Consider the following 19,653-nt stretch of genomic DNA (forward strand, 5'->3'; position numbering starts at 1 on the left):
ATGCATAAAATTGATATAGAGCTTATTGAAATGACACTTGATGTTATGAAATATGCTATTGGTAGAATTTCAGCTACCGAACACCAAATAGGTAAACCTAAAAAAGCAGAGGAACTGCGGAACTTAGTAGGTGATACTGTTACGGAAAAGGGTGTTGGTGGCGAATATGCTTTTAATCTATGGAAAGAACATTTGTCTACAGCTAATGTACCGGTTGATCATCCTCGAAATTTAGCTTTTGTCCCTGCATCACCTACACGTGCAGCTATTATGTTTGATTTAGTAACATCGGCTTCAAGTATTCATGGTGCTTATTGGATGGAAGGTGCTGGTGGTATTTTCTGTGAAAATGAAGCTATGGCTTGGATTGTTTCTTTAACAGGCTTGCCAGAAGGTGCTTTTGGTGTTTTTACCAGTGGTGGTACGGCGGCAAATTTATCAGCAATTGTTACAGCCCGTGAATATTGGCGAAGAGACACAACTTATTTACGTGAAAAAGGTTTAATTATAACATCAATTGGTGCGCATTCATCTATAAAAGCAATGGCTAAAGTTGCCGATGTTGATATTCTTTTGGTAGATACTGAAGAGCGTTTAACAGCAGCTGATTTACGCAAAACTATAGATGGTTTAAACTTTCACCAACGTAAACGTTTGTTTGCAGTTGTAGCAACAGGCGGAACTACTAATGCGGGTATTATTGACGACCTAGAAGGCGTTGCAGATATTTGCGAGGATGAAGGTTTGTGGTTTCATGTTGATGCCGCTTATGGCGGAGGCGCTTTAGCTGCCGATTCAGTTAGGCACTTATTTAATGGAATAGAACGTGCCGATAGTATTACAATCGATCCACATAAATGGATGTTTTCACCATACGATTGTGGAGCTGTAATTTATAAAAATCCAGAATTAGCAAAAGCAGCACACTCACAACAAGGTTCTTATTTAGATATTTTTAAAGATGAAGGAGCCCATGGCTTTAATCCAACAGATTATCAAATACAGTTAACTCGTCGTGTAAGAGGGTTGCCGCTATGGTTCTCATTGGCAACACACGGAACTGATAAATATAAGGAAGCTGTAGAACGCGGACTTGAACTAGCACAGTTAGCAGGAAAAATGATAACTAAAAGTCCAAATGTAGAACTCGTACGGGAACCTAGTCTGTCTTGTGTATTATTCAGAAGAATTGGATGGGAACCTGAGGAATATACCAATTGGACCTATGAGAATCATAAAAAAGGGTTTGCTTTAGTAACACCAACAAAATGGAAAAATGGAGATAATTTTGAAACAGTTTCCCGTTTTTGCTTTATAAATCCAGATACAACAGAAAGAGATATTGAAATGATTTTGGAGTCCATGAATTAAAAATTCAAAAAAGTCCAACTCAGAAATAGCTAATCACAAATCAATTGTTATTTTTGCACATGCAACACAACAACGTACTAATTTTAGACTTCGGTTCGCAATACACACAACTTATTGCGCGTCGCGTTAGGGAACTCAACATTTACTGTGAGATACATCCGTATAACAAAATTCCAAACAATTTAGAAACTTATAAAGCTGTAATCCTTTCTGGAAGCCCAAATTCTGTAAGAGGAGAAGCTGTTTTACACCCTGATTTAAAACATATTCGAGGAGAAAAGCCACTATTAGCCGTTTGTTACGGTGCGCAGTATTTAGCACATTTTTCGGGAGGTGAAGTAGCACCTTCAAATACACGTGAATACGGCCGTGCCAATTTATCGTATGTTAAAGAAAAGGAAGATTTCTTCCATAACATATACAAAGGGAGTCAGGTATGGATGAGTCATAGTGACACAATTAAAACTTTACCAGAAAACGGCGTGTTATTAGCAAGCACTGAAGATGTTCAGAATGCAGCTTACAAAATTGAAGGCGAACAAACTTACGCCATTCAGTTTCATCCAGAAGTTTATCACTCTACCGATGGAAAACAATTATTAGAAAACTTTTTAGTGCATATAGCACAAGTTGAACAAGATTGGACACCACAATCCTTTGTAGAAGAAACAGTAGCCGATTTACAAGCAAAACTTGGCGATGATCGCGTAGTTTTAGGTCTTTCTGGAGGAGTAGATTCTTCGGTAGCGGCTATGCTTTTACATAAAGCTATAGGGAAAAACCTATACTGTATATTTGTAAATAACGGCTTGTTAAGGAAAAATGAATTCCATGATGTGTTAGACCAATACAAAGATATGGGGCTTAACGTTAAAGGTGTTGATGCTTCGGCACGCTTTTTGGATGCCTTAGCAGGGTTGAGTGATCCTGAAGAAAAAAGAAAAGCTATTGGACGTGTTTTTATAGAAGTTTTTGATGATGAAGCTCATGAAATAACAGATGTGAAATGGTTAGCACAAGGTACTATTTATCCAGATGTAATTGAAAGTGTTTCAGCTACAGGAGGACCTAGTGCTACAATAAAAAGTCATCACAATGTTGGAGGTTTACCAGATTTTATGAAACTTAAAATAGTGGAACCTTTAAAAGCCTTATTTAAAGATGAAGTTCGTCGTGTTGGTGCCTCTATGGATATGGCTGCCGATTTATTAGGACGTCATCCTTTTCCAGGACCAGGATTAGCTATTCGAATTCTTGGCGATATAACTGCCGAGAAAGTACGCATCTTACAAGAAGTAGATGCTGTTTTTATAGGTAATTTAAAGAAATACAATTTGTATGATAGCGTATGGCAAGCCGGTGCTATCTTACTACCTGTAAATAGTGTTGGTGTTATGGGAGATGAGCGTACATATGAAAAATGTGTGGCACTTAGAGCTGTAGAAAGTACAGATGGTATGACTGCCGATTGGGTGAATTTACCTTATGAGTTTTTACAAAAAACGTCTAATGAAATTATTAATAAAGTGAAAGGCGTTAATAGAGTCGTTTACGATATAAGTTCTAAACCACCCGCAACTATTGAGTGGGAATAGAGTTATACACCTGATGCTTTTTTAAAAATTATCAGGTTAGGTATTGTGAGTTTACCTAGCGTTCGGGTAAACTCACTATATTCTTTTTACTTTATTTATATTTAAAAAGAAAAAAACAGATTTATTAGCAACCGCTTTTAATAATCTGAACGTATATAAATTATGAAAAAAATATTTTACATTTTTAGCTTGTTACTATTGTTAGGTTTCAACGCTACAATTTATGCACAGAACTACAAAACGCATAAAGTCCAAGCAGGTGAAACTATTGAAACAATAGCTCAAAATTATCAAGTTACTTCAGATGATATCTATGCTTTAAATCCCGACGCCCAAAAAGGTATAAAGCGAAACACGGTTTTAATAATACCTAACAAAGCAAGTAATCCTTCAGCACCTCAGGCTACTATTGAAAAAGAAATTACTGGTTTTAAAAATCACCGTGTTAAACGTAAAGAAACTCTATACAGCTTATCAAAAACATATAATGTCTCGCAGGATGAAATCAAAAAGCATAACACATTTTTGTATGCTAATAACTTGCGTAAAGGTGATGTTGTAAAAATTCCTGAATATAAACGAGTGTTGAGTATTTCAGAACCAAAAGCTGATTCTAAATCATATACCGTATTACCAAAGGAAGGTAAATGGCGTGTGGCTTATAAATTTGGAATTACTGTTGCGGAATTAGAGGCTTTAAATCCGGATATGAATGCTGTTTTACAAGCAGGTGAAGTGATACAGGTTCCTAATATTGATAATACTGAAGAAAAACCAGTTGACAACGAATACTCTTACTACGAAGTATTACCAAAGGAAGGCTATTACCGACTTAAAATTAAATTAGGGCTTGAGCAAAGTCAGTTAGAAGCTTTAAATCCGGAATTGAAAGTTGATGGTCTAAAAGAAGGTATGATTTTAAAAGTGCCTCATAATGATGCTGTTGAGCAAGAAAATACGACATTAGAATCCACTAATCTAACAACAAGAATTAATAAAGAGGAGAAACATGTTGTTTTTATGTTGCCTTTTAAAACACATAAAATAAACATTGATTCTGTTGCTGATACAAAAGATCAAATGTTGAAAGATCCTTTTTTGTCAATGTCTTTAGATTTTTACTCTGGTGTAACTGTAGCTTTAGATTCGCTTAAAAATTTAGGTGTTAATTTAAAAGTAGATGTTTACGATACTAAAAATAGAACGAGTGATATTAACGATATTTTAAAGAACAATGACTTTAATGATGTAAATGCGGTTGTAGGTCCGTTTATGCCAAATAATATTAAGCAGGTTTCTCAAGCTTTGAAAATTAATAATACCCCAATTATTTCACCCTTAGCGAAGAAAATTGAAGTTTCAGATAATGTTTTTCAATCTAGACCTTCAGGCGCTTTATTAAAAGATAAAATAGTTAATTACCTTAAAACTGATACTCTTGCAAGTCAGGTTCTTATTATTGCCGATCATAGTCATACTGCAATTTCAAATGAATTAAAAGGTCATTTTCCAAATGCCTCTCAGGTATTCTCAAGAAAAGATAAAAAAGATAAAGAAAAGGATGCTTTCTATATTTATGATACAGATATCATTTCAAAATTAAAACCCGGTAGAAATATTGTGTTTTTAGAAACGTCAAGTCCAGGTTTTGTATCTAATGTAACGAGTAAGTTAAATTCTTTAATTTCAAAAGATCGCCAAATTATATTAGTTTCAACAGATATGGGAAGTGCTTTTGAAGATGATGAGGTTTCAAATTACCACCTATCTAACCTGCAATTTACCTTTGCAGCCATTGCTAAAACCTATAATATAGATGACGAAAATAGTTTTGCTTCAGCTTATGAAGAACGTTACGGCGTAACACCTAATAAAGTTGCTGTTCGTGGGTTTGATATTACTATGGATGTTGTTCTACGCTTGGTTAATTATTCAGATTTATATGAATCTGTAATTCAGGCACCTCTAACTGAATATGTTGAAAATAAATTTGCTTATAAAAAGAAGTTTATGGGAGGTTTCTATAATGATACGGTGTATTTAGTTAAATATGAAGATTTAAAAATTGTAGAAGTAAACTAAGCAATTATGACAGCAACAGTAACTTATTTAGGCGATTTAAGAACTGAGAATACCCATTTAAAATCAGGCAATGTTTATGTAACAGATGCACCAACTGATAATAATGGTAAAGGTGATGCATTTTCGCCAACCGATACTGTAGCAACAGGTTTAGCAAATTGTATGATGACCGTTATGGGAATTAAAGCTCGGGATTTAGGGTATGATATGACGGGAACAAAAGCGGAAGTAACTAAAACAATGGCTTCTAATCCGCGACGTATTTCTAAGATTGAAATAATTTTAAATTTTCCCGTTCCTGCAGATGATAAAACACGTAAAATTTTAGAAAATACAGGAACAACCTGTCCTGTTTATTATAGTTTACATCCGGATATTGAAAAAAATATTGTTTTCAATTGGAAATAAAAATACTTCTTTAAAACCTCAATTAGTCACTTCATGCTACCAGATAAAGAGTTTCTTATAAAGCTAGCTCATACTAAAATGCCTTATGGAAAGTATAAGGATCGCTATCTAATAGATTTACCTGAACACTATGTAGTTTGGTATCACAATAAAGGGTTTCCAAAAGGTAAACTTGGCGATATGTTGCAGTCTGTTTATGAACTAAAATTAAATGGTCTTGAAGAGCTTATTCACAATATAAAACGGAACTTTCCAAAAGTGTAACTTTCTAAAATTAAGCAGAGTTTTTGCTTTAGTAGAAGCTATTTTTTAATGTATATTAAGCTTGATTTTTTCTTTCAAAGCAGCAACCAGCAAAAAAGCTTATTTAAACTTCTTAACAATGGCTTAATACCTAATTTAATTTTGTAAATTTGCAGGCGTTTAACAACGCAACATGACAACTACAACAAAATACATATTTGTAACAGGAGGCGTATCGTCTTCTTTAGGAAAAGGCATTATAGCTGCCTCATTAGCAAAACTCTTACAAGCTCAAGGGTACCGAACAACAATTCAAAAATTAGATCCCTACATTAATGTAGATCCAGGAACTTTAAATCCTTATGAACATGGTGAATGCTATGTTACGGATGATGGAGCTGAAACCGATCTAGACTTAGGACATTATGAACGTTTTTTAAATGTGCCTACTAGTCAAGCAAACAATGTAACTACAGGACGTATTTACCAGAGTGTAATAGATAAAGAACGTCGTGGTGAGTTTTTAGGAAAAACTGTTCAGGTTATTCCTCACATTACAGATGAAATTAAAGAGCGCGTACAAAAACTAGGTAACTCTGGTGATTTTGATATTGTTATTACTGAAATAGGTGGTACGGTAGGTGATATTGAATCCTTACCTTATATTGAAGCTGTTCGTCAATTACGTTGGGATCTAGGTGAAGATAACGCTTTAGTTATCCATTTAACACTAGTTCCTTATTTATCAGCTGCAGGTGAATTAAAAACAAAACCAACACAACATAGTGTAAAAACACTTATGGAAAGTGGGGTTATGGCCGATATTCTTGTGTGTCGTACAGAGCATGAATTACCAAAAGATTTACGCCGTAAGTTAGCATTGTTTTGTAATGTTAGAGAAGAAGCTGTAATTCAATCTATCGATGCGTCTACTATTTACGACGTACCTAATTTAATGTTAGATCAAGGTCTAGATAAAGTTGTTCTTAAAAAATTAGCTCTAGAAAGTAATACGCCTGATTTAACGAGTTGGAATGAATTTGTTAAACGCCATAAAAATCCAAAAACTGAGGTAACCATTGGTTTAATTGGTAAGTATGTAGAATTACAAGATTCGTATAAGTCCATTTTAGAAGCTTTTATACATGCTGGAGCTGAAAATGAAGTGAAAGTAAAAGTAGAGCCCATACATTCAGAATACTTAGATGCAAGTAATATTAAAGTTAAATTATCGCATTTAGATGGTGTTCTTGTAGCTCCAGGTTTTGGAGAACGTGGTATTGAAGGTAAAATTGCAGCTGTACGTTATGTACGTGAAAACAATATTCCGTTCTTTGGTATATGTTTAGGTATGCAAATGGCCGTAATTGAGTTTTCTAGAAATGTACTTGGATTATCAGATGCTAATTCTACAGAAATGGACGCTGAAACTTCAAATCCAGTAATTGGTTTAATGGAATCTCAGAAGGATGTTACTGAAAAAGGAGGTACTATGCGTTTAGGTGCATGGGCGTGTGATTTAAAAGCCGATAGCCTTGTACATGAAATATATAAGTCATCTCGTATAGATGAGCGTCATAGACATCGTTATGAGTTTAATAATAATTTTAAAACTCAAATAGAGGAAGCTGGAATGATTGCTACAGGTACTAACCCTGAAACCAAACTTGTTGAGGTTGTAGAAATCCCGGAACATCCATGGTTTGTTGGTGTACAATACCATCCAGAATATAAGAGTACAGTAGCAAATCCACATCCACTTTTTGTTGCTTTTGTAAAAGCTGCTTTAAAACATAAAACTCAAAACTAACGTGCCACTATGGCATAGTAATAAATTTGGATAGTTTTTTGTAATGAGTATTAAACTATTTATTTGATAATTTTATTAGCCTTAATCAATTAACTGTTACATTATTAATAGTTTAAAAGGGTTTTAGGCCACAATTTTAAGTATGGAACAAAAAAAATTAGATCTTAATTCGATAATAGGTTTTGTCCTAATTTTCGGAATTTTAGTGTACATGATGTACTCTAACCAGCCAACTCCTGAGGAATTAGCTGAACAAGAACAAGCAAAACAAGAACAAATTCAAGCCGAGCAAAGTGCACAGCAAGATGAAACTAGTTTTGTTTCTACTGCAGAAGATTATTCGGCTGTTAACAGTCAGGATTCTACACAGTTATTAGCTCTTAAAAGTAAATTAGGAGCATTTGCTTATTCAGCAACATTACCTTCGGCTACATCTCAAGAAACAGAAGTAAATACCGACGTTTTAGATTTGAAATTTAGCAATAAAGGTGGGTATTTATCAGAAGTTAAACTGAAGCAATATGTAAATTTCGATTCAGTTCCGATTTATCTTATAAAGGATGCTAATACTAATTTCAATATCAACTTTGGTACTACAGATAATCACATTTTAAATACTAAGGATTTATATTTTCAACCTACGGTAACTAAAAATGGAGAGAATACTATAGTTTCTATGAAACTTAAAGTATCTGCTCAGCAGTTTTTAGAATATCGTTATGAAATTAAACCTAATGACTATATGGTTGATTTCACAATCCGTTCGCAAGGTTTAAGTAATGTAATTAATAGTAGTCAACCGCTAAATTTAGATTGGCAGTTAAAAACATTTCGTCATGACAAAAGTATTAGTTACGAAAACCGTTACACACGTTTAACGTATCAGTATGATGGCGGTAAAATTGATAAATTAAGCCCAACTGGTGAAGATGATGAAATAGAAGAAGATGTTACATGGTTATCATACAGACAACACTTTTTTAGTAGTATTTTAACGTCTAAAAAGCCTATAAAATCTGTTGAATTCCATTCTCAAGATTTAGTAGAAAATGAAGAGGTAGATACTGTTTTTACTAAAGCTTATCAAACTAAATTTGCTTTAGAAGTACAAGCAGGCGAATTGAACGAGAATTTAGGGTTTTATTTTGGACCTACTGATAACAAGGTTTTACAAAACTATGATATTGGTTTGGAAGATAGTATTCCTTTTGGATGGGGTATTTTTGGTTGGATTAATAGATATGTATTTGTTCCATTATTTGCAGTTTTAGTTGGCTTTTTCCCTTACGGTATTGCAATTATTGTTATGACTGTTTTAATTAAAATGCTATTGTCTTTTGTACAATACAAACAGTTTTTATCGCAAGCAAAATTAAAAGTACTTAAGCCAGAGCTTGATGCGATTCGTGAGAAGTATAAGGATAATAAAATGAAGGCACAGCAAGAAACAATGGCCTTGCAATCTAAAGCCGGAGCTAGTCCACTTAGTGGTTGTCTTCCTGCCTTAATTCAGCTGCCTGTTTTTTATGCTTTATTTCAATTCTTTCCATCGGCATTCGATTTAAGACAAAAAAGTTTCCTTTGGGCAGATGATTTATCATCATATGATATTGTAGCTGATTTACCATTTACGATACCTTTCTATGGAGATCACGTGAGTTTATTTCCAATATTAGCTTCGATAGCTATCTTTTTCTATATGAAAATGACAACAGGGCAGCAAATGGCTACACAGCCAACGCAAGAAGGTATGCCTGATATGGCCAAACTTATGAAGTACATGATTTACTTCTCACCATTAATGATGTTGTTCTTCTTTAATAACTACGCATCTGGTTTAAGTTTGTATTACTTTATTTCCAACCTTATTAGTATTGGAATTATGTTGGTCATTAAGAACTATATTTTAGATGAAGATAAAATTCATGCCAAAATTCAGATCAATAAGAAGAAACCCAAAAAACAAAGTAAGTTTCAGAAAAAAATGGCTGATTTAATGGAGCAAGCTGAACAACAAAAACAAGCGCAAGAAAAGCGTAAGAAATAAATTTAGAAAGCTGCCTTAAAGGGCAGCTTTTTTTGATATAAGAAAATTCAAATTTTTACGTTTGATATTTAATTTTAAGTCTTAATTATGAAGCAGATATTTTTTGTTTTAACACTACTTAGTAGTATTTCTCTTTTCGCTCAAACCTTTAATAAGTTTGATAGTAACGGTAAACGTGACGGTTTATGGAAAAAGAATTTTGAGAACACGCCTGTTTTACGCTATGAAGGCACCTTTTCTCACGGTAAAGAAGTTGGTATTTTCAAATTTTATAAAAACATTAAAGGGAAAGCTGTATTAACAGCAACTCGCGAGTTTAATGCTGATAATAACGATGCTGAAGTTACATTTTATGCTAGTAACGGAAATGTTATAAGCAAAGGTAACATGCGTAATAAAACCTATATAGGTACTTGGAAGTATTATCACAGTGATGGTAAAACAGTCATGACCCTTGAAAATTATAACATAAAAGGTTTGTTAGAAGGAGAGCGTTTTATTTATTACCCAAATGGGCAAGTAGCAGAAAAAGCTAATTATATAAATGGTTTATTAGAAGGGGTAACGACTAACTATGATGAAGATGGTACAGTTATCAAAATCCAAAACTACAAACAAGGTAATTTAAACGGTTTATTTCAGTTTTTTGATAAATCTGGTGTTATTTTGGTAGAAGGGAATTATAAAAATGATCAAAAACATGGTATTTGGAAATACTATGAGGATGGAAAAGTTTCATCTGAAAAAGACTTTACACCTAAAAGTAAAAACCCTTATAAGAAAGGGAATTAATAAAATACGTACTATTTAAAAATATGAAAGCTCCTTAAAATGCATTAAGGAGCTTTATTTTTTAGGTATGCATTTAAAAATATTAAGCTATTAATCAATCAAAAATGGGGAATACCTAATTAATGGGCGCAAGATAAAAATTAAAATGAATAAATCAATAATACTCATAAAATAAAAGGCTATTTAATAGTTTAAATAGCCTTTTATCTAGGAAACTGTTTTATCGTGTTATTTTATAATTCTGGTAAAATAACTTTATCAATAGCATGTATAACTCCATTTGCAGCTTGAACATCAACAGCAATTATATTACTTACCCTGTTGTTTGAGTCTGTAAGTGTAGCACCACCTACTGTGTTGGCTGTGATATTTCCACCTAAAGTGCTAACAGTCATACCGTCTACTAAATCTGTAGATCGTACATTTGCACCGGCTACAGCATGCATATCTAATGTTGCTTTTAAAGTAGGTTCTGCAATATCAGATAAACTAGATACGTTTAGTTCTGTTAATAAATCACTGAAGGCTTGGTTTGTAGGGGCAAAAACGGTGAAAGGAGCTGGAGAGGTACCATTAGGTGTAGATAATGTGCCTACGTAGTCAAATGTTAAATCATCACGAGTTAAAGCAGCTACAAGTGTTTCAAAATTCGGATCTGCTAGTGCAAAATCAACTACAGTTGGTAGGCCTATTACAGCATCTACAGCATGAATTACACCATTTGTACCAACAACATCTGCTTCTGTTACCGATGAAATACCATTAAAAGTAACACCGTTTGAAGTATTGAAATACAAACTCATTGGATTGTTTCCAGCACCTGTTGCGTTGGTTGTACTGTAGCCTGAGCCAGCATCTGTTAAATCTGTAGAAAAAGTTGTTCCTGAAAGTACATGGTTTAATAGTACTTGTGATAATACATCTGTTGGTACATCAGCTAATCCTGAAAAGTTATTGGCTTGTAAAAAACTTGAAAATGCGGCATCGCTAGGAGCTAACACTGTAAAAGGTCCTTCAGATCTTAATACGGATACTAAACCTCCGTCAGCTGTTGCCAAAGCAGCAACTAAATTACTCAATTCAGGGTTTGCAAAAGCATGATCTACTACATCTGGTAATCCAATTACACCATCTACTAAATGGATAACGCCATTTGATGCTTCAATATCTGCCATTAGTACAGATGATACATCATTAAATCGTACATCGTCGTTTGCGGTGTTAAAATACAAACTCATCTTGGCATCACCGGCTCCAGTAGCATTAGTGGATGCATATCCCATGCCTTGATTAGTTAAATTGCTTGAGGTGACAGTTCCTGAAATAACGTGGTTTAATAATACTTCAGATAAAACATCTGTAGGGACGTCATTTAGTGAAGCAAATCCGTTGTCAGACAAAAATGTATTGAAAGCATCATTTGTTGGAGCCAATACTGTAAATGGACCATCTCCTTGTAAAACGGAAACTAAATCACCATCCGCGGCTTGTAATGCTGCAACTAAAGAGCTTAGTTCGGGAGTTTCCAATGCTATATCTACAATATTATCGGCTTGAGGTGATGCGGGAGTAAATGTGTTATCATCATCATTGCTACATGCGCTAATAACAGATACTAACAACAAAGCTGTTGCTATTTTTCGAAGTGTTTTTAATGTTTTCATATCTATCTTATTTTGTTTTGTTTAGCAAATATATAAAAAGATTAAACAAAATAACAAGTATTGTTTATTGTTTATCTTTTAGAGTTAAACAAAAAATTGATTGCGTTATTATTCATTCAGCTATCTTCACGTGTGATTTTTTTATTTTAAACCTGTATCTTTGCGGCAATTATGGAAAACAAAAAACGCGTAATAGTTGGATTATCTGGAGGAGTAGATTCCAGCGTAGCAGCCTATCTTTTAAAAGAACAAGGCTATGAAGTTATTGGTCTTTTTATGAAAAACTGGCATGATGATACAGTTACTATATCGGACGAATGCCCATGGCTAGATGATAGTAATGATGCTATGTTAGTGGCAGATAAATTAGGGATCCCTTTTCAAACTGTAGACTTAAGTGAGCAATATAAAGAACGTATTGTTGATTACATGTTTAAGGAATATGAGAGTGGACGTACGCCAAATCCAGATGTGCTTTGTAATCGTGAGATAAAGTTTGATGTATTCATGAAAATAGCTTTAGATCTAGGTGCTGATTACGTTGCAACAGGCCATTATTGTAGAAAAACGTCTTTTATAGATGGTGAAAATGAGATACATCAGTTATTGGCAGGTGTAGATGATAATAAAGATCAATCATATTTTTTATGTCAATTATCACAAGAACAATTAGCGAAATCATTATTTCCTATAGGAGAGTTAACTAAACCAGAAGTTAGAGAAATTGCTTCTAAATTAGATTTAGTAACCGCCGATAAGAAAGATTCTCAAGGATTGTGTTTTATAGGGAAAGTAAGGTTACCAGATTTTCTTCAGCAAAAACTAAAAGCTAAAGAAGGTGTGATTGTTGAAATTCCAAGAACACATCCTGAATATGATACTGTAGATACCTCATTTGAAACAAAAGAGCAGGAGTTAGCTTACTTATCTAGAAAAGCTGTTTATAATGTATCAGACGGTAAAGTTGTAGGAAAACACCAAGGTGCTCATTTTTATACTAAAGGACAACGAAAAGGTTTAGCTGTAGGTGGTACTGTAGAACCACTATTTGTTATAAGTACCGATGTTACTGAAAACGTTATTTATACTGGGCAAGGTAAAACACATCCAGGGCTTTATAAGTCAGCCTTATTTATCAGTAATGCAGATTTACATTGGGTTCGTGAAGATTTAGCTATTAAGGTTGGTGATACCTTAGAGGTTTTAGCACGTATTCGATACAGACAAGCTTTAGAAAAAGCAACGTTACATCGTGTGAAATCTGGGATGTATATAACATTTTCAAATCCTCAGACAGCAGTTGCTGAGGGACAGTTTGCTGCATGGTATATAGATGATGAACTGGTAGGATCAGGAGTTATAGCCTAAAAATTAAAATTTCAGAATTAATTGTATAGCCGCAATTTTTAAAAATACTATTTAAAACAACACTATATTATGAGCAATAGAATCACAGAACTTTTTAATATTCAATACCCTATTATTCAAGCAGGAATGATATGGAATTCAGGGTGGAAACTAGCTTCTGCAGCTAGTAATTCAGGTGTTTTAGGCTTGTTAGGAGCTGGAAGCATGTATCCAGATGTATTGCGAGAACATATTCAGAAGTGTAAAAAAGCAACCGACAAACCGTTTGGTGTTAACGTTCCTATGTTATACCCAAATGTGGAAGAAATCATGAATATTATTGTTGAAGAGGGTGTTAAAATTGTTTTTACTTCAGCAGGAAATCCAAAAACGTGGACCAATTGGTTGCAAGAGCGTGGGGTAACTGTTGTGCATGTTGTTAGTAGTGTCAAATTTGCATTAAAAGCTCAAGATGCTGGTGTAGATGCTATTGTAGCTGAAGGCTTTGAGGCTGGTGGACATAATGGACGTGATGAAACAACAACCTTAACTTTAATTCCAATGGTTAAAGAGCATTTGCAAATACCACTAATTGCTGCTGGTGGTATTGCTACAGGTAAAGCAATGTTAGCTACTATGGTTTTAGGAGCTGATGCTGTACAGGTGGGAAGTCGTTTTGTAGCTAGTGAGGAAAGTTCTGCGCATCAAGCTTTTAAAGAAGTGGTTGTTCAAGCAAAAGAGGGAGATACTCTACTAACATTAAAGGAATTGGCACCAGTGCGTTTAGTTAAAAATAAGTTTTTCAACGATATTCAAGAACTTTATAAAACATCACCAAGTCCAGAACAATTAAAGGAATTATTAGGCCGAGCTCGTGCTAAACGCGGTATGTTTGAAGGGGATTTAGAAGAAGGAGAGCTTGAAATTGGACAGATTGCGGGGCTTATAAATGATATTAAGCCGGTATCTGAAATTGTAAAAGAAATGCTTGCAGAATTTGAAATGGCTAAAGCTCAAATAGCTGAACTCTAACAGGATTTTTAACCTAATTTTAATAGCTCTTTCTATAGTTTAGACAAAAGCTATAGTCTACTTTTGCAAAATGGTTTTAAGCAACTACACTAAAGAATTTAAATATAATTGGCAACTAGCAGCACCTGTAATGTTAGGAATGCTGGGGCACACATTTGTTAGTTTTATAGATAATATAATGGTAGGGCAGTTAGGAACAGCTGAACTTGCTGCAGTATCATTAGGGAATAGTTTTATGTTTATTGCTATGTCTTTAGGTATTGGTTTTTCAACGGCTATAACTCCTTTGGTTGCTGAAGCGGATGCCGAAAATAATTTCGTAAAAGGAAAATCAGCTTTTAAACACGGGTTATTTTTGTGTGCATCTTTAGGTTTGTTTTTATTTGCATTATTATTTTTTGCAAAGCCCTTAATGTATTTAATGAAACAACCTATTGAGGTTGTAGAATTAGCTATTCCTTATCTAGATTGGGTGGCCTTTTCCTTAGTTCCCTTAATTATATTTCAAGCTTTTAAACAGTTTAGTGATGGTTTGTCCATGACACGCTATCCGATGTATGCTACTATAGTTGCAAACTTGGTAAATGTTTTATTAAATTATTTACTGATTTTTGGAAAATTAGGATTCCCAGAATATGGTATTATTGGTGCTGCTTACGGAACATTAATTTCCCGAGTAGTTATGGTTATATTTCTTTGGTGGTTATTAAAAGGACACAAAAAATCTAAAGATTATGTTACCAATATTAAACTATTTGTATTGGACAAATTAGAGCTTAAAAAAGTTATTAATTTAGGCTCGCCTAGTGCTATGCAAATGTTTTTTGAAGTAGCTATTTTTACAGCAGCCATTTGGTTAAGTGGTTTGTTAGGTAAGAATGCACAAGCAGCAAATCAAATAGCTTTAAACTTATCCTCCATGACTTTTATGGTAGCTACAGGGTTAAGTGTTGCTTCTATGGTGCGTGTGGGTAACCAAAAAGGATTGAAAAAATATTATGAGTTACGCCGTATTGCATTTTCTATATTTTTATTAGGCTTAATTTTGGCCACTGGATTTGCCTTATTATTCTTTGTATTTCATGAACATCTACCCAAACTATATTTAGATAATAAGGATTTAGTAAATGCTGTTGATAATTCAGAGGTGTTAAGTATTGCTTCAAATTTATTAATTGCAGCAGCTATATTTCAAATTAGCGATAGTATACAAGTTGTTATGCTTGGTGCTTTGCGAGGATTACAAGATGTAAAAATACCAACTATAATTACCTTTATATCATATTGGGTTGTAGGGTTCCCTATTAGTATTTACTTTGGTTCCGAAGATCGATATGCTAGTTTTGGTATTTGGATGGGGTTACTAGCAGGTTTAACTGTAGCAGCTATTTTATTATTTATCCGTTTTAACTACCTTACCAAACGTTTAATTTTATCAAATAATTAAGACACACATATATGGAGTTTCCTAAATTTTTACTTGGCGATAATACCGATTTTCCGGATGCCATTTTTGTTATTCATACCGATTTTCCAAGGTTTATCATCAATTTAGAAAATGATGATGTTGAATGGTTAGAAGATTTTGATCAGCATGACCAAAAGGAATTGGAAATGGAAGCAGAGTCATTAATTCAACAAGCAACCGATTTTTATGATCGTGAGGTTGAACGTTATGAAGATTAGATTATGTTAGAACAATTAGTACAACTTGATAATGAGGTGTTTTTGTATTTAAATAACCTGGGTACCGTTAATTGGGATGCTTTTTGGATGTTCTATACAACCAAATTTTATTGGATTCCATTCTACGCTATATTGCTATTTATTATTTTCAAAACACGAACGCCTAAACTGTTTTTGATAACCGTATTGGTTATTGCTTTAATGGTTTTGTTTACCGATCAGGTAACAAATTTATTTAAAAAAGTAATTGTTATGCGTTTAAGACCCTGTCATGATCCTACTTTAGAAGGTTTGATGCGTGTGGTTAAATCTAGTTGTGGAGGCAAGTATGGATTTTTCTCTGGTCATGCATCTAATTCTATGGCTGTTGCTATTTTTAGTGGCATGCTATTACGCTTTAAATACAAGTATTTAATATACTTTATGATAATCTGGTCTGTGGCAATGGGGTATAGTCGTATTTATATTGGGGTGCATTTTCCTTTAGACGTAATTTGTGGAATGACTTTTGGCGCCTTTTCAGGTTACTTATTTTATAAATTGGATATTTATTTACAACGCAGATTCACTGCGTAGTAACTACTTTTTGGTTAGTTTAAAATAATTTGCCAATAGCCTATTTTTATATTGTCTGGATTCTTTAGGAACGGTATTTAAATCAAAAGTTTCAATCTTTTCAATTGTATAGCGCTCTTTTATAAGTTTTAAATCTTTGGATGTTACATCTAATAAAGTTAATAAACCAAATGCAGATTCTTTAGGGAATGTAAAACTACCGTCAGTGTTTTTAATCTCAGGTATTTTTTGACCATATTCCCATATCATTTCAGGTGCTATATACTGCATTTGATACAGTTTTAGCTCCTTAGCAACGTCTGCTGTTATTGGGTGATAAGTAGTACTATTCATAGCCTTTTTTAAAGGTAAGACCAAAAGTAGGAGTGTGGCATATAGACCTATTGTTGCTGCTAGGACGCGTTTTAGATTTTTATGTTTGAGGTTTAGTAAAATTATTAACCCCATACTTACCATAAACACTGAAGAAAACCCGTAAATAACCCAGTACCCATTTAGTTTAGTATTTAATAGTAAATAGATTCCTAAAGGGTAAGCTAAACCTATAAAACCAATTAGGCCAAAGTTAATATAAACAGGTAAGGTTTCTAGTTTGAGCTTTAAATGCTTGAATTCCCGTATTATAAAATCAATATAGAAGCTGCAATTTATAGCTAAAGGGATTAACACAGGCATTAAGTAACGCGACTTTTTTTCAGGTATTATGGAAAGTAAAACCACTGCAAATATGGTCCATAAAATGCTAAATTGGTATGCTTTTAAGTTTTTAACCCGTGTTTTTAAATATGGGTATAATAGACTTATAAATGCTGGAATTGTCCATAAGCCAGACTGTGTAAAGAAACTCCAATAATAATAAAAGGGGCGAACATTATAACTACTCCAATTACCAGTTTCTTTTTCAGTAATGGCCAAAAAAGTAGCAGGATCTTCAAATCGGACATATAAATACCACCATCCACCAATAATTAAAGCAACTACTAATATTAAGATTGAAGGTGCTATTTTAGACTTGAACCCTCTGTGTTTAAATGTAAAAAAATATGCAAGAATAAAAGGTAGTAGTAGAGCGTAAAAACTAACAGGCCCTTTACTTAATATTGAGAATCCAACAAAAATGCTTGCCAAAAAAGCTGCTTTCCAATTGGTGTTTTCGCTTTCAAAGAAACGTAGTAAGTTATAGATAGCTATACACATAAAACCATGTGTGAATATATCCCAGGGCGCTTCAATCATGATTCCAATAACATAAAAAGAACTTACCACTATAACCGCAGAAAGTAAACCGAAGTTTAAATTAGCTGTTATTTTTTTAGCAATTTTAAGAACAAAAACACCTATAATTATAACAAATATCGCGGCTGGTAAACGCATTGCAAAAACACTATTTACACCAAACAAAGCTGCAGAAATAGCTGTTAACCATGTGGGTAATGGTGGTTTTTGATAACGAGGTTCACCGTTCATAGTTGTAAGCAACCAATTATTGTCAGTCAGCATTTCTCTAGCTGTTATAAAATTCCTGGCCTCCATAATAGTTACATCCATAATATGTAAATTAGGAAGTAATACTAATGCTACTCCAAGACAAATAGACAATAATGGATATTTTTTAAGTAGTAGTAGCATGTTTTTTTATTAATATTAAATTTCTAATATAAATGATAGCTCCTAATACATGTCCAATAAATAATACAGGGTCTCTTCTTAAAATAGCATAAGTTAATATTAATAGAGAACCTATCAAGCTGAGTAACCAAAAGCCAAATGGCAGTGCTGATTTTTTTTGTTTTTCCGAGTAAATCCATTGATAAATAAACCGAAGTGTAAACACTATTTGAGAAACTATACCAAGAATTAATAACCAATAAGGAATGGCGTCGTTTTTAAAAAGTTTTTCAACATCAATGGCGTTATTGTTAAAATAAAAGATAGCAACAAAAACAGGCATTAATAATAAAAACCATTGCATGATTTTGGGGTATTTTTGCCATTGATTTTGTAATTGTAAATTTCGGATATAAATAAAGTATGTCAGACCTTGACCTAACATGATGGCAAAATCATCTCTTAAATATCCATATATAAATAGTAAAAATGAAGCAAAAAGACTGAGAGTCCAAAATATAGAGGGGGTAATAACCCGACCTTTTTTTTCAGAATATAGCCATTGGATAATGAGTCGCGATGAAAATAAAATTTGCGCAAGAAATCCAATACTATAAACAATCCAGTCTGTCATTAATTATGTTTTTCTACAGTATAATTAATATACTTCTTTTTCATCCATAAATAAGCAAAACAATCCATAAGCGGACCTATTAATCGATTCCACACACCAAATTTAGCTTCTCCAGCTACTCTAGGGAAATGCTGAACAGGTATTTGGATTATTTTTCCATTTTGTAATAGTATCATGGCAGGTAGAAACCTATGAAGACCTTTAAACATGGGAATTCGTTTGGCGTATTCTGTTTTAATAACTTTTAACGGACAGCCTGTATCATCCATGCCATCTTTGGTGAAAGTACGACGTATTCCATTAGCAATTGTAGAAGACATGTTTTTTACAAAACTGTCTTTTCTATTTGCGCGAACACCGGTAACTAAATCATGCTCATCAATATGTTCTAAAAGAACATTAAAATCTGAGGGAGCAGTCTGTAAGTCCGAATCTATATATCCAACTAACTCTGTGTCGGCATAATCAAACCCTGCTTTGATAGCTGCACTTAATCCGCGATTTTCCTTAAAACTAATGTAGTTAAATTCGGGGTGCCTATTTGATATTTCTTCAATCAGATTTTGACTGGCATCTTTAGAGCCATCATTAACAAAAAGTACCTTTGTTTTTCGGCTAGCAATCTTAGTATATGCTAATAATTCCTGTTCTACACGGATTAGATTATCTTCCTCATTATATACAGGAACTATGATTGTAAATTGGTATTTCATGTTGCAAAAGTTGTTATGCAAATGTATTCTTTTTTATAGAATTCT

The 19,653-nt window shown here is 33.5% G+C and carries 17 protein-coding genes; 13 read left to right on the forward strand and 4 right to left on the reverse strand.

Annotation, left to right across the window (positions count from 1 at the left end; genetic code table 11):
* From ACW5R3_RS05470 to ACW5R3_RS05505, 8 genes are all read left to right on the forward strand, one after another.
* Entirely contained in the window at positions 1-1,371 is a 1,371-nt protein-coding gene (locus tag ACW5R3_RS05470; RefSeq protein WP_456578603.1) for a pyridoxal phosphate-dependent decarboxylase family protein, read from the forward strand.
* Between the two features lie 59 nt (positions 1,372-1,430).
* Entirely contained in the window at positions 1,431-2,966 is a 1,536-nt protein-coding gene (guaA, locus tag ACW5R3_RS05475) for a glutamine-hydrolyzing GMP synthase (RefSeq protein ID WP_456578604.1), read from the forward strand.
* A 162-nt stretch (positions 2,967-3,128) separates the two neighbouring features.
* A complete protein-coding gene (locus ACW5R3_RS05480) occupies positions 3,129-5,048 on the forward strand; it encodes a LysM peptidoglycan-binding domain-containing protein (RefSeq protein WP_456578605.1) in 1,920 nt (639 codons plus the stop codon).
* 6 nt (positions 5,049-5,054) lie between these two features.
* Entirely contained in the window at positions 5,055-5,456 is a 402-nt protein-coding gene (locus ACW5R3_RS05485; protein WP_456578606.1) for an OsmC family protein, read from the forward strand.
* Positions 5,457-5,489: 33 nt separating this feature from the next.
* Positions 5,490-5,720: a DUF3820 family protein gene (locus tag ACW5R3_RS05490; RefSeq protein WP_456578607.1), complete on the forward strand. Its 231-nt coding sequence runs from the start codon at positions 5,490-5,492 to the stop codon at positions 5,718-5,720.
* Between the two features lie 172 nt (positions 5,721-5,892).
* On the forward strand, positions 5,893-7,509 hold the full coding sequence (locus tag ACW5R3_RS05495; protein WP_456578608.1) for a CTP synthase: 1,617 nt from the start codon (positions 5,893-5,895) through the stop codon (positions 7,507-7,509).
* Between the two features lie 142 nt (positions 7,510-7,651).
* Positions 7,652-9,556 (forward strand): membrane protein insertase YidC, encoded by a 1,905-nt coding sequence (gene yidC, locus ACW5R3_RS05500; protein WP_456578609.1) that lies wholly within the window; start codon positions 7,652-7,654, stop codon positions 9,554-9,556.
* 87 nt (positions 9,557-9,643) lie between these two features.
* Positions 9,644-10,348: a toxin-antitoxin system YwqK family antitoxin gene (locus ACW5R3_RS05505; protein ID WP_456578610.1), complete on the forward strand. Its 705-nt coding sequence runs from the start codon at positions 9,644-9,646 to the stop codon at positions 10,346-10,348.
* Between the two features lie 233 nt (positions 10,349-10,581).
* Here the strand turns inward: ACW5R3_RS05505 and ACW5R3_RS05510 are convergent, their stop codons facing one another.
* Positions 10,582-12,012, reverse strand: a complete 1,431-nt coding sequence (locus ACW5R3_RS05510) for a fasciclin domain-containing protein (RefSeq protein ID WP_456578611.1) — start codon at positions 12,010-12,012, stop codon at positions 10,582-10,584.
* A 171-nt stretch (positions 12,013-12,183) separates the two neighbouring features.
* On the opposite strand from ACW5R3_RS05510, the gene mnmA reads away from it, so the two are divergent.
* The 5 genes from mnmA (at position 12,184) to ACW5R3_RS05535 (ending at position 16,653) form a co-directional block, all read left to right on the forward strand.
* Positions 12,184-13,380, forward strand: a complete 1,197-nt coding sequence (gene mnmA / locus ACW5R3_RS05515) for a tRNA 2-thiouridine(34) synthase MnmA (RefSeq protein WP_456578612.1) — start codon at positions 12,184-12,186, stop codon at positions 13,378-13,380.
* 69 nt (positions 13,381-13,449) lie between these two features.
* Positions 13,450-14,391: an NAD(P)H-dependent flavin oxidoreductase gene (locus ACW5R3_RS05520; protein WP_456578613.1), complete on the forward strand. Its 942-nt coding sequence runs from the start codon at positions 13,450-13,452 to the stop codon at positions 14,389-14,391.
* Positions 14,392-14,461: 70 nt separating this feature from the next.
* Entirely contained in the window at positions 14,462-15,838 is a 1,377-nt protein-coding gene (locus ACW5R3_RS05525) for an MATE family efflux transporter (RefSeq protein ID WP_456578614.1), read from the forward strand.
* An 11-nt stretch (positions 15,839-15,849) separates the two neighbouring features.
* Positions 15,850-16,077 carry a hypothetical protein gene (locus ACW5R3_RS05530; RefSeq protein WP_456578615.1) on the forward strand — a complete coding sequence of 76 codons (228 nt, stop codon included), beginning with the start codon at positions 15,850-15,852 and terminating at the stop codon, positions 16,075-16,077.
* Positions 16,078-16,080: 3 nt separating this feature from the next.
* Entirely contained in the window at positions 16,081-16,653 is a 573-nt protein-coding gene (locus ACW5R3_RS05535; protein ID WP_456578616.1) for a phosphatase PAP2 family protein, read from the forward strand.
* Between the two features lie 3 nt (positions 16,654-16,656).
* Here the strand turns inward: ACW5R3_RS05535 and ACW5R3_RS05540 are convergent, their stop codons facing one another.
* The 3 genes from ACW5R3_RS05540 to ACW5R3_RS05550 are packed head-to-tail and all read right to left on the reverse strand — an operon-like array spanning position 16,657 to position 19,608.
* Positions 16,657-18,282: an ArnT family glycosyltransferase gene (locus ACW5R3_RS05540; protein WP_456578617.1), complete on the reverse strand. Its 1,626-nt coding sequence runs from the start codon at positions 18,280-18,282 to the stop codon at positions 16,657-16,659.
* Positions 18,266-18,895, reverse strand: a complete 630-nt coding sequence (locus tag ACW5R3_RS05545) for a lipid-A-disaccharide synthase N-terminal domain-containing protein (RefSeq protein WP_456578618.1) — start codon at positions 18,893-18,895, stop codon at positions 18,266-18,268. The genes ACW5R3_RS05540 and ACW5R3_RS05545 overlap by 17 nt, the downstream gene beginning before the upstream one ends.
* Positions 18,895-19,608 carry a glycosyltransferase family 2 protein gene (locus ACW5R3_RS05550; RefSeq protein ID WP_456578619.1) on the reverse strand — a complete coding sequence of 238 codons (714 nt, stop codon included), beginning with the start codon at positions 19,606-19,608 and terminating at the stop codon, positions 18,895-18,897. Before ACW5R3_RS05550 ends, ACW5R3_RS05545 begins: the two co-directional genes overlap by 1 nt.
* Positions 19,609-19,653: the final 45 nt, after the last annotated feature.

This window comes from Algorimicrobium bowmanii (assembly GCF_054031195.1).

Bases quoted from the DNA above. Each gene is read 5' to 3' on its own strand.
- ACW5R3_RS05470 (WP_456578603.1), top strand. From the start codon at position 1: ATGCATAAAATTGATATAGAGCTTATTGAAATGACACTTGATGTTATG.
- guaA (WP_456578604.1), top strand. From the start codon at position 1,431: ATGCAACACAACAACGTACTAATTTTAGACTTCGGTTCGCAATACACA.
- ACW5R3_RS05480 (WP_456578605.1), top strand. From the start codon at position 3,129: ATGAAAAAAATATTTTACATTTTTAGCTTGTTACTATTGTTAGGTTTC.
- ACW5R3_RS05485 (WP_456578606.1), top strand. From the start codon at position 5,055: ATGACAGCAACAGTAACTTATTTAGGCGATTTAAGAACTGAGAATACC.
- ACW5R3_RS05490 (WP_456578607.1), top strand. From the start codon at position 5,490: ATGCTACCAGATAAAGAGTTTCTTATAAAGCTAGCTCATACTAAAATG.
- ACW5R3_RS05495 (WP_456578608.1), top strand. From the start codon at position 5,893: ATGACAACTACAACAAAATACATATTTGTAACAGGAGGCGTATCGTCT.
- yidC (WP_456578609.1), top strand. From the start codon at position 7,652: ATGGAACAAAAAAAATTAGATCTTAATTCGATAATAGGTTTTGTCCTA.
- ACW5R3_RS05505 (WP_456578610.1), top strand. From the start codon at position 9,644: ATGAAGCAGATATTTTTTGTTTTAACACTACTTAGTAGTATTTCTCTT.
- ACW5R3_RS05510 (WP_456578611.1), bottom strand. From the start codon at position 12,012: ATGAAAACATTAAAAACACTTCGAAAAATAGCAACAGCTTTGTTGTTA.
- mnmA (WP_456578612.1), top strand. From the start codon at position 12,184: ATGGAAAACAAAAAACGCGTAATAGTTGGATTATCTGGAGGAGTAGAT.
- ACW5R3_RS05520 (WP_456578613.1), top strand. From the start codon at position 13,450: ATGAGCAATAGAATCACAGAACTTTTTAATATTCAATACCCTATTATT.
- ACW5R3_RS05525 (WP_456578614.1), top strand. From the start codon at position 14,462: ATGGTTTTAAGCAACTACACTAAAGAATTTAAATATAATTGGCAACTA.
- ACW5R3_RS05530 (WP_456578615.1), top strand. From the start codon at position 15,850: ATGGAGTTTCCTAAATTTTTACTTGGCGATAATACCGATTTTCCGGAT.
- ACW5R3_RS05535 (WP_456578616.1), top strand. From the start codon at position 16,081: ATGTTAGAACAATTAGTACAACTTGATAATGAGGTGTTTTTGTATTTA.
- ACW5R3_RS05540 (WP_456578617.1), bottom strand. From the start codon at position 18,282: ATGCTACTACTACTTAAAAAATATCCATTATTGTCTATTTGTCTTGGA.
- ACW5R3_RS05545 (WP_456578618.1), bottom strand. From the start codon at position 18,895: ATGACAGACTGGATTGTTTATAGTATTGGATTTCTTGCGCAAATTTTA.
- ACW5R3_RS05550 (WP_456578619.1), bottom strand. From the start codon at position 19,608: ATGAAATACCAATTTACAATCATAGTTCCTGTATATAATGAGGAAGAT.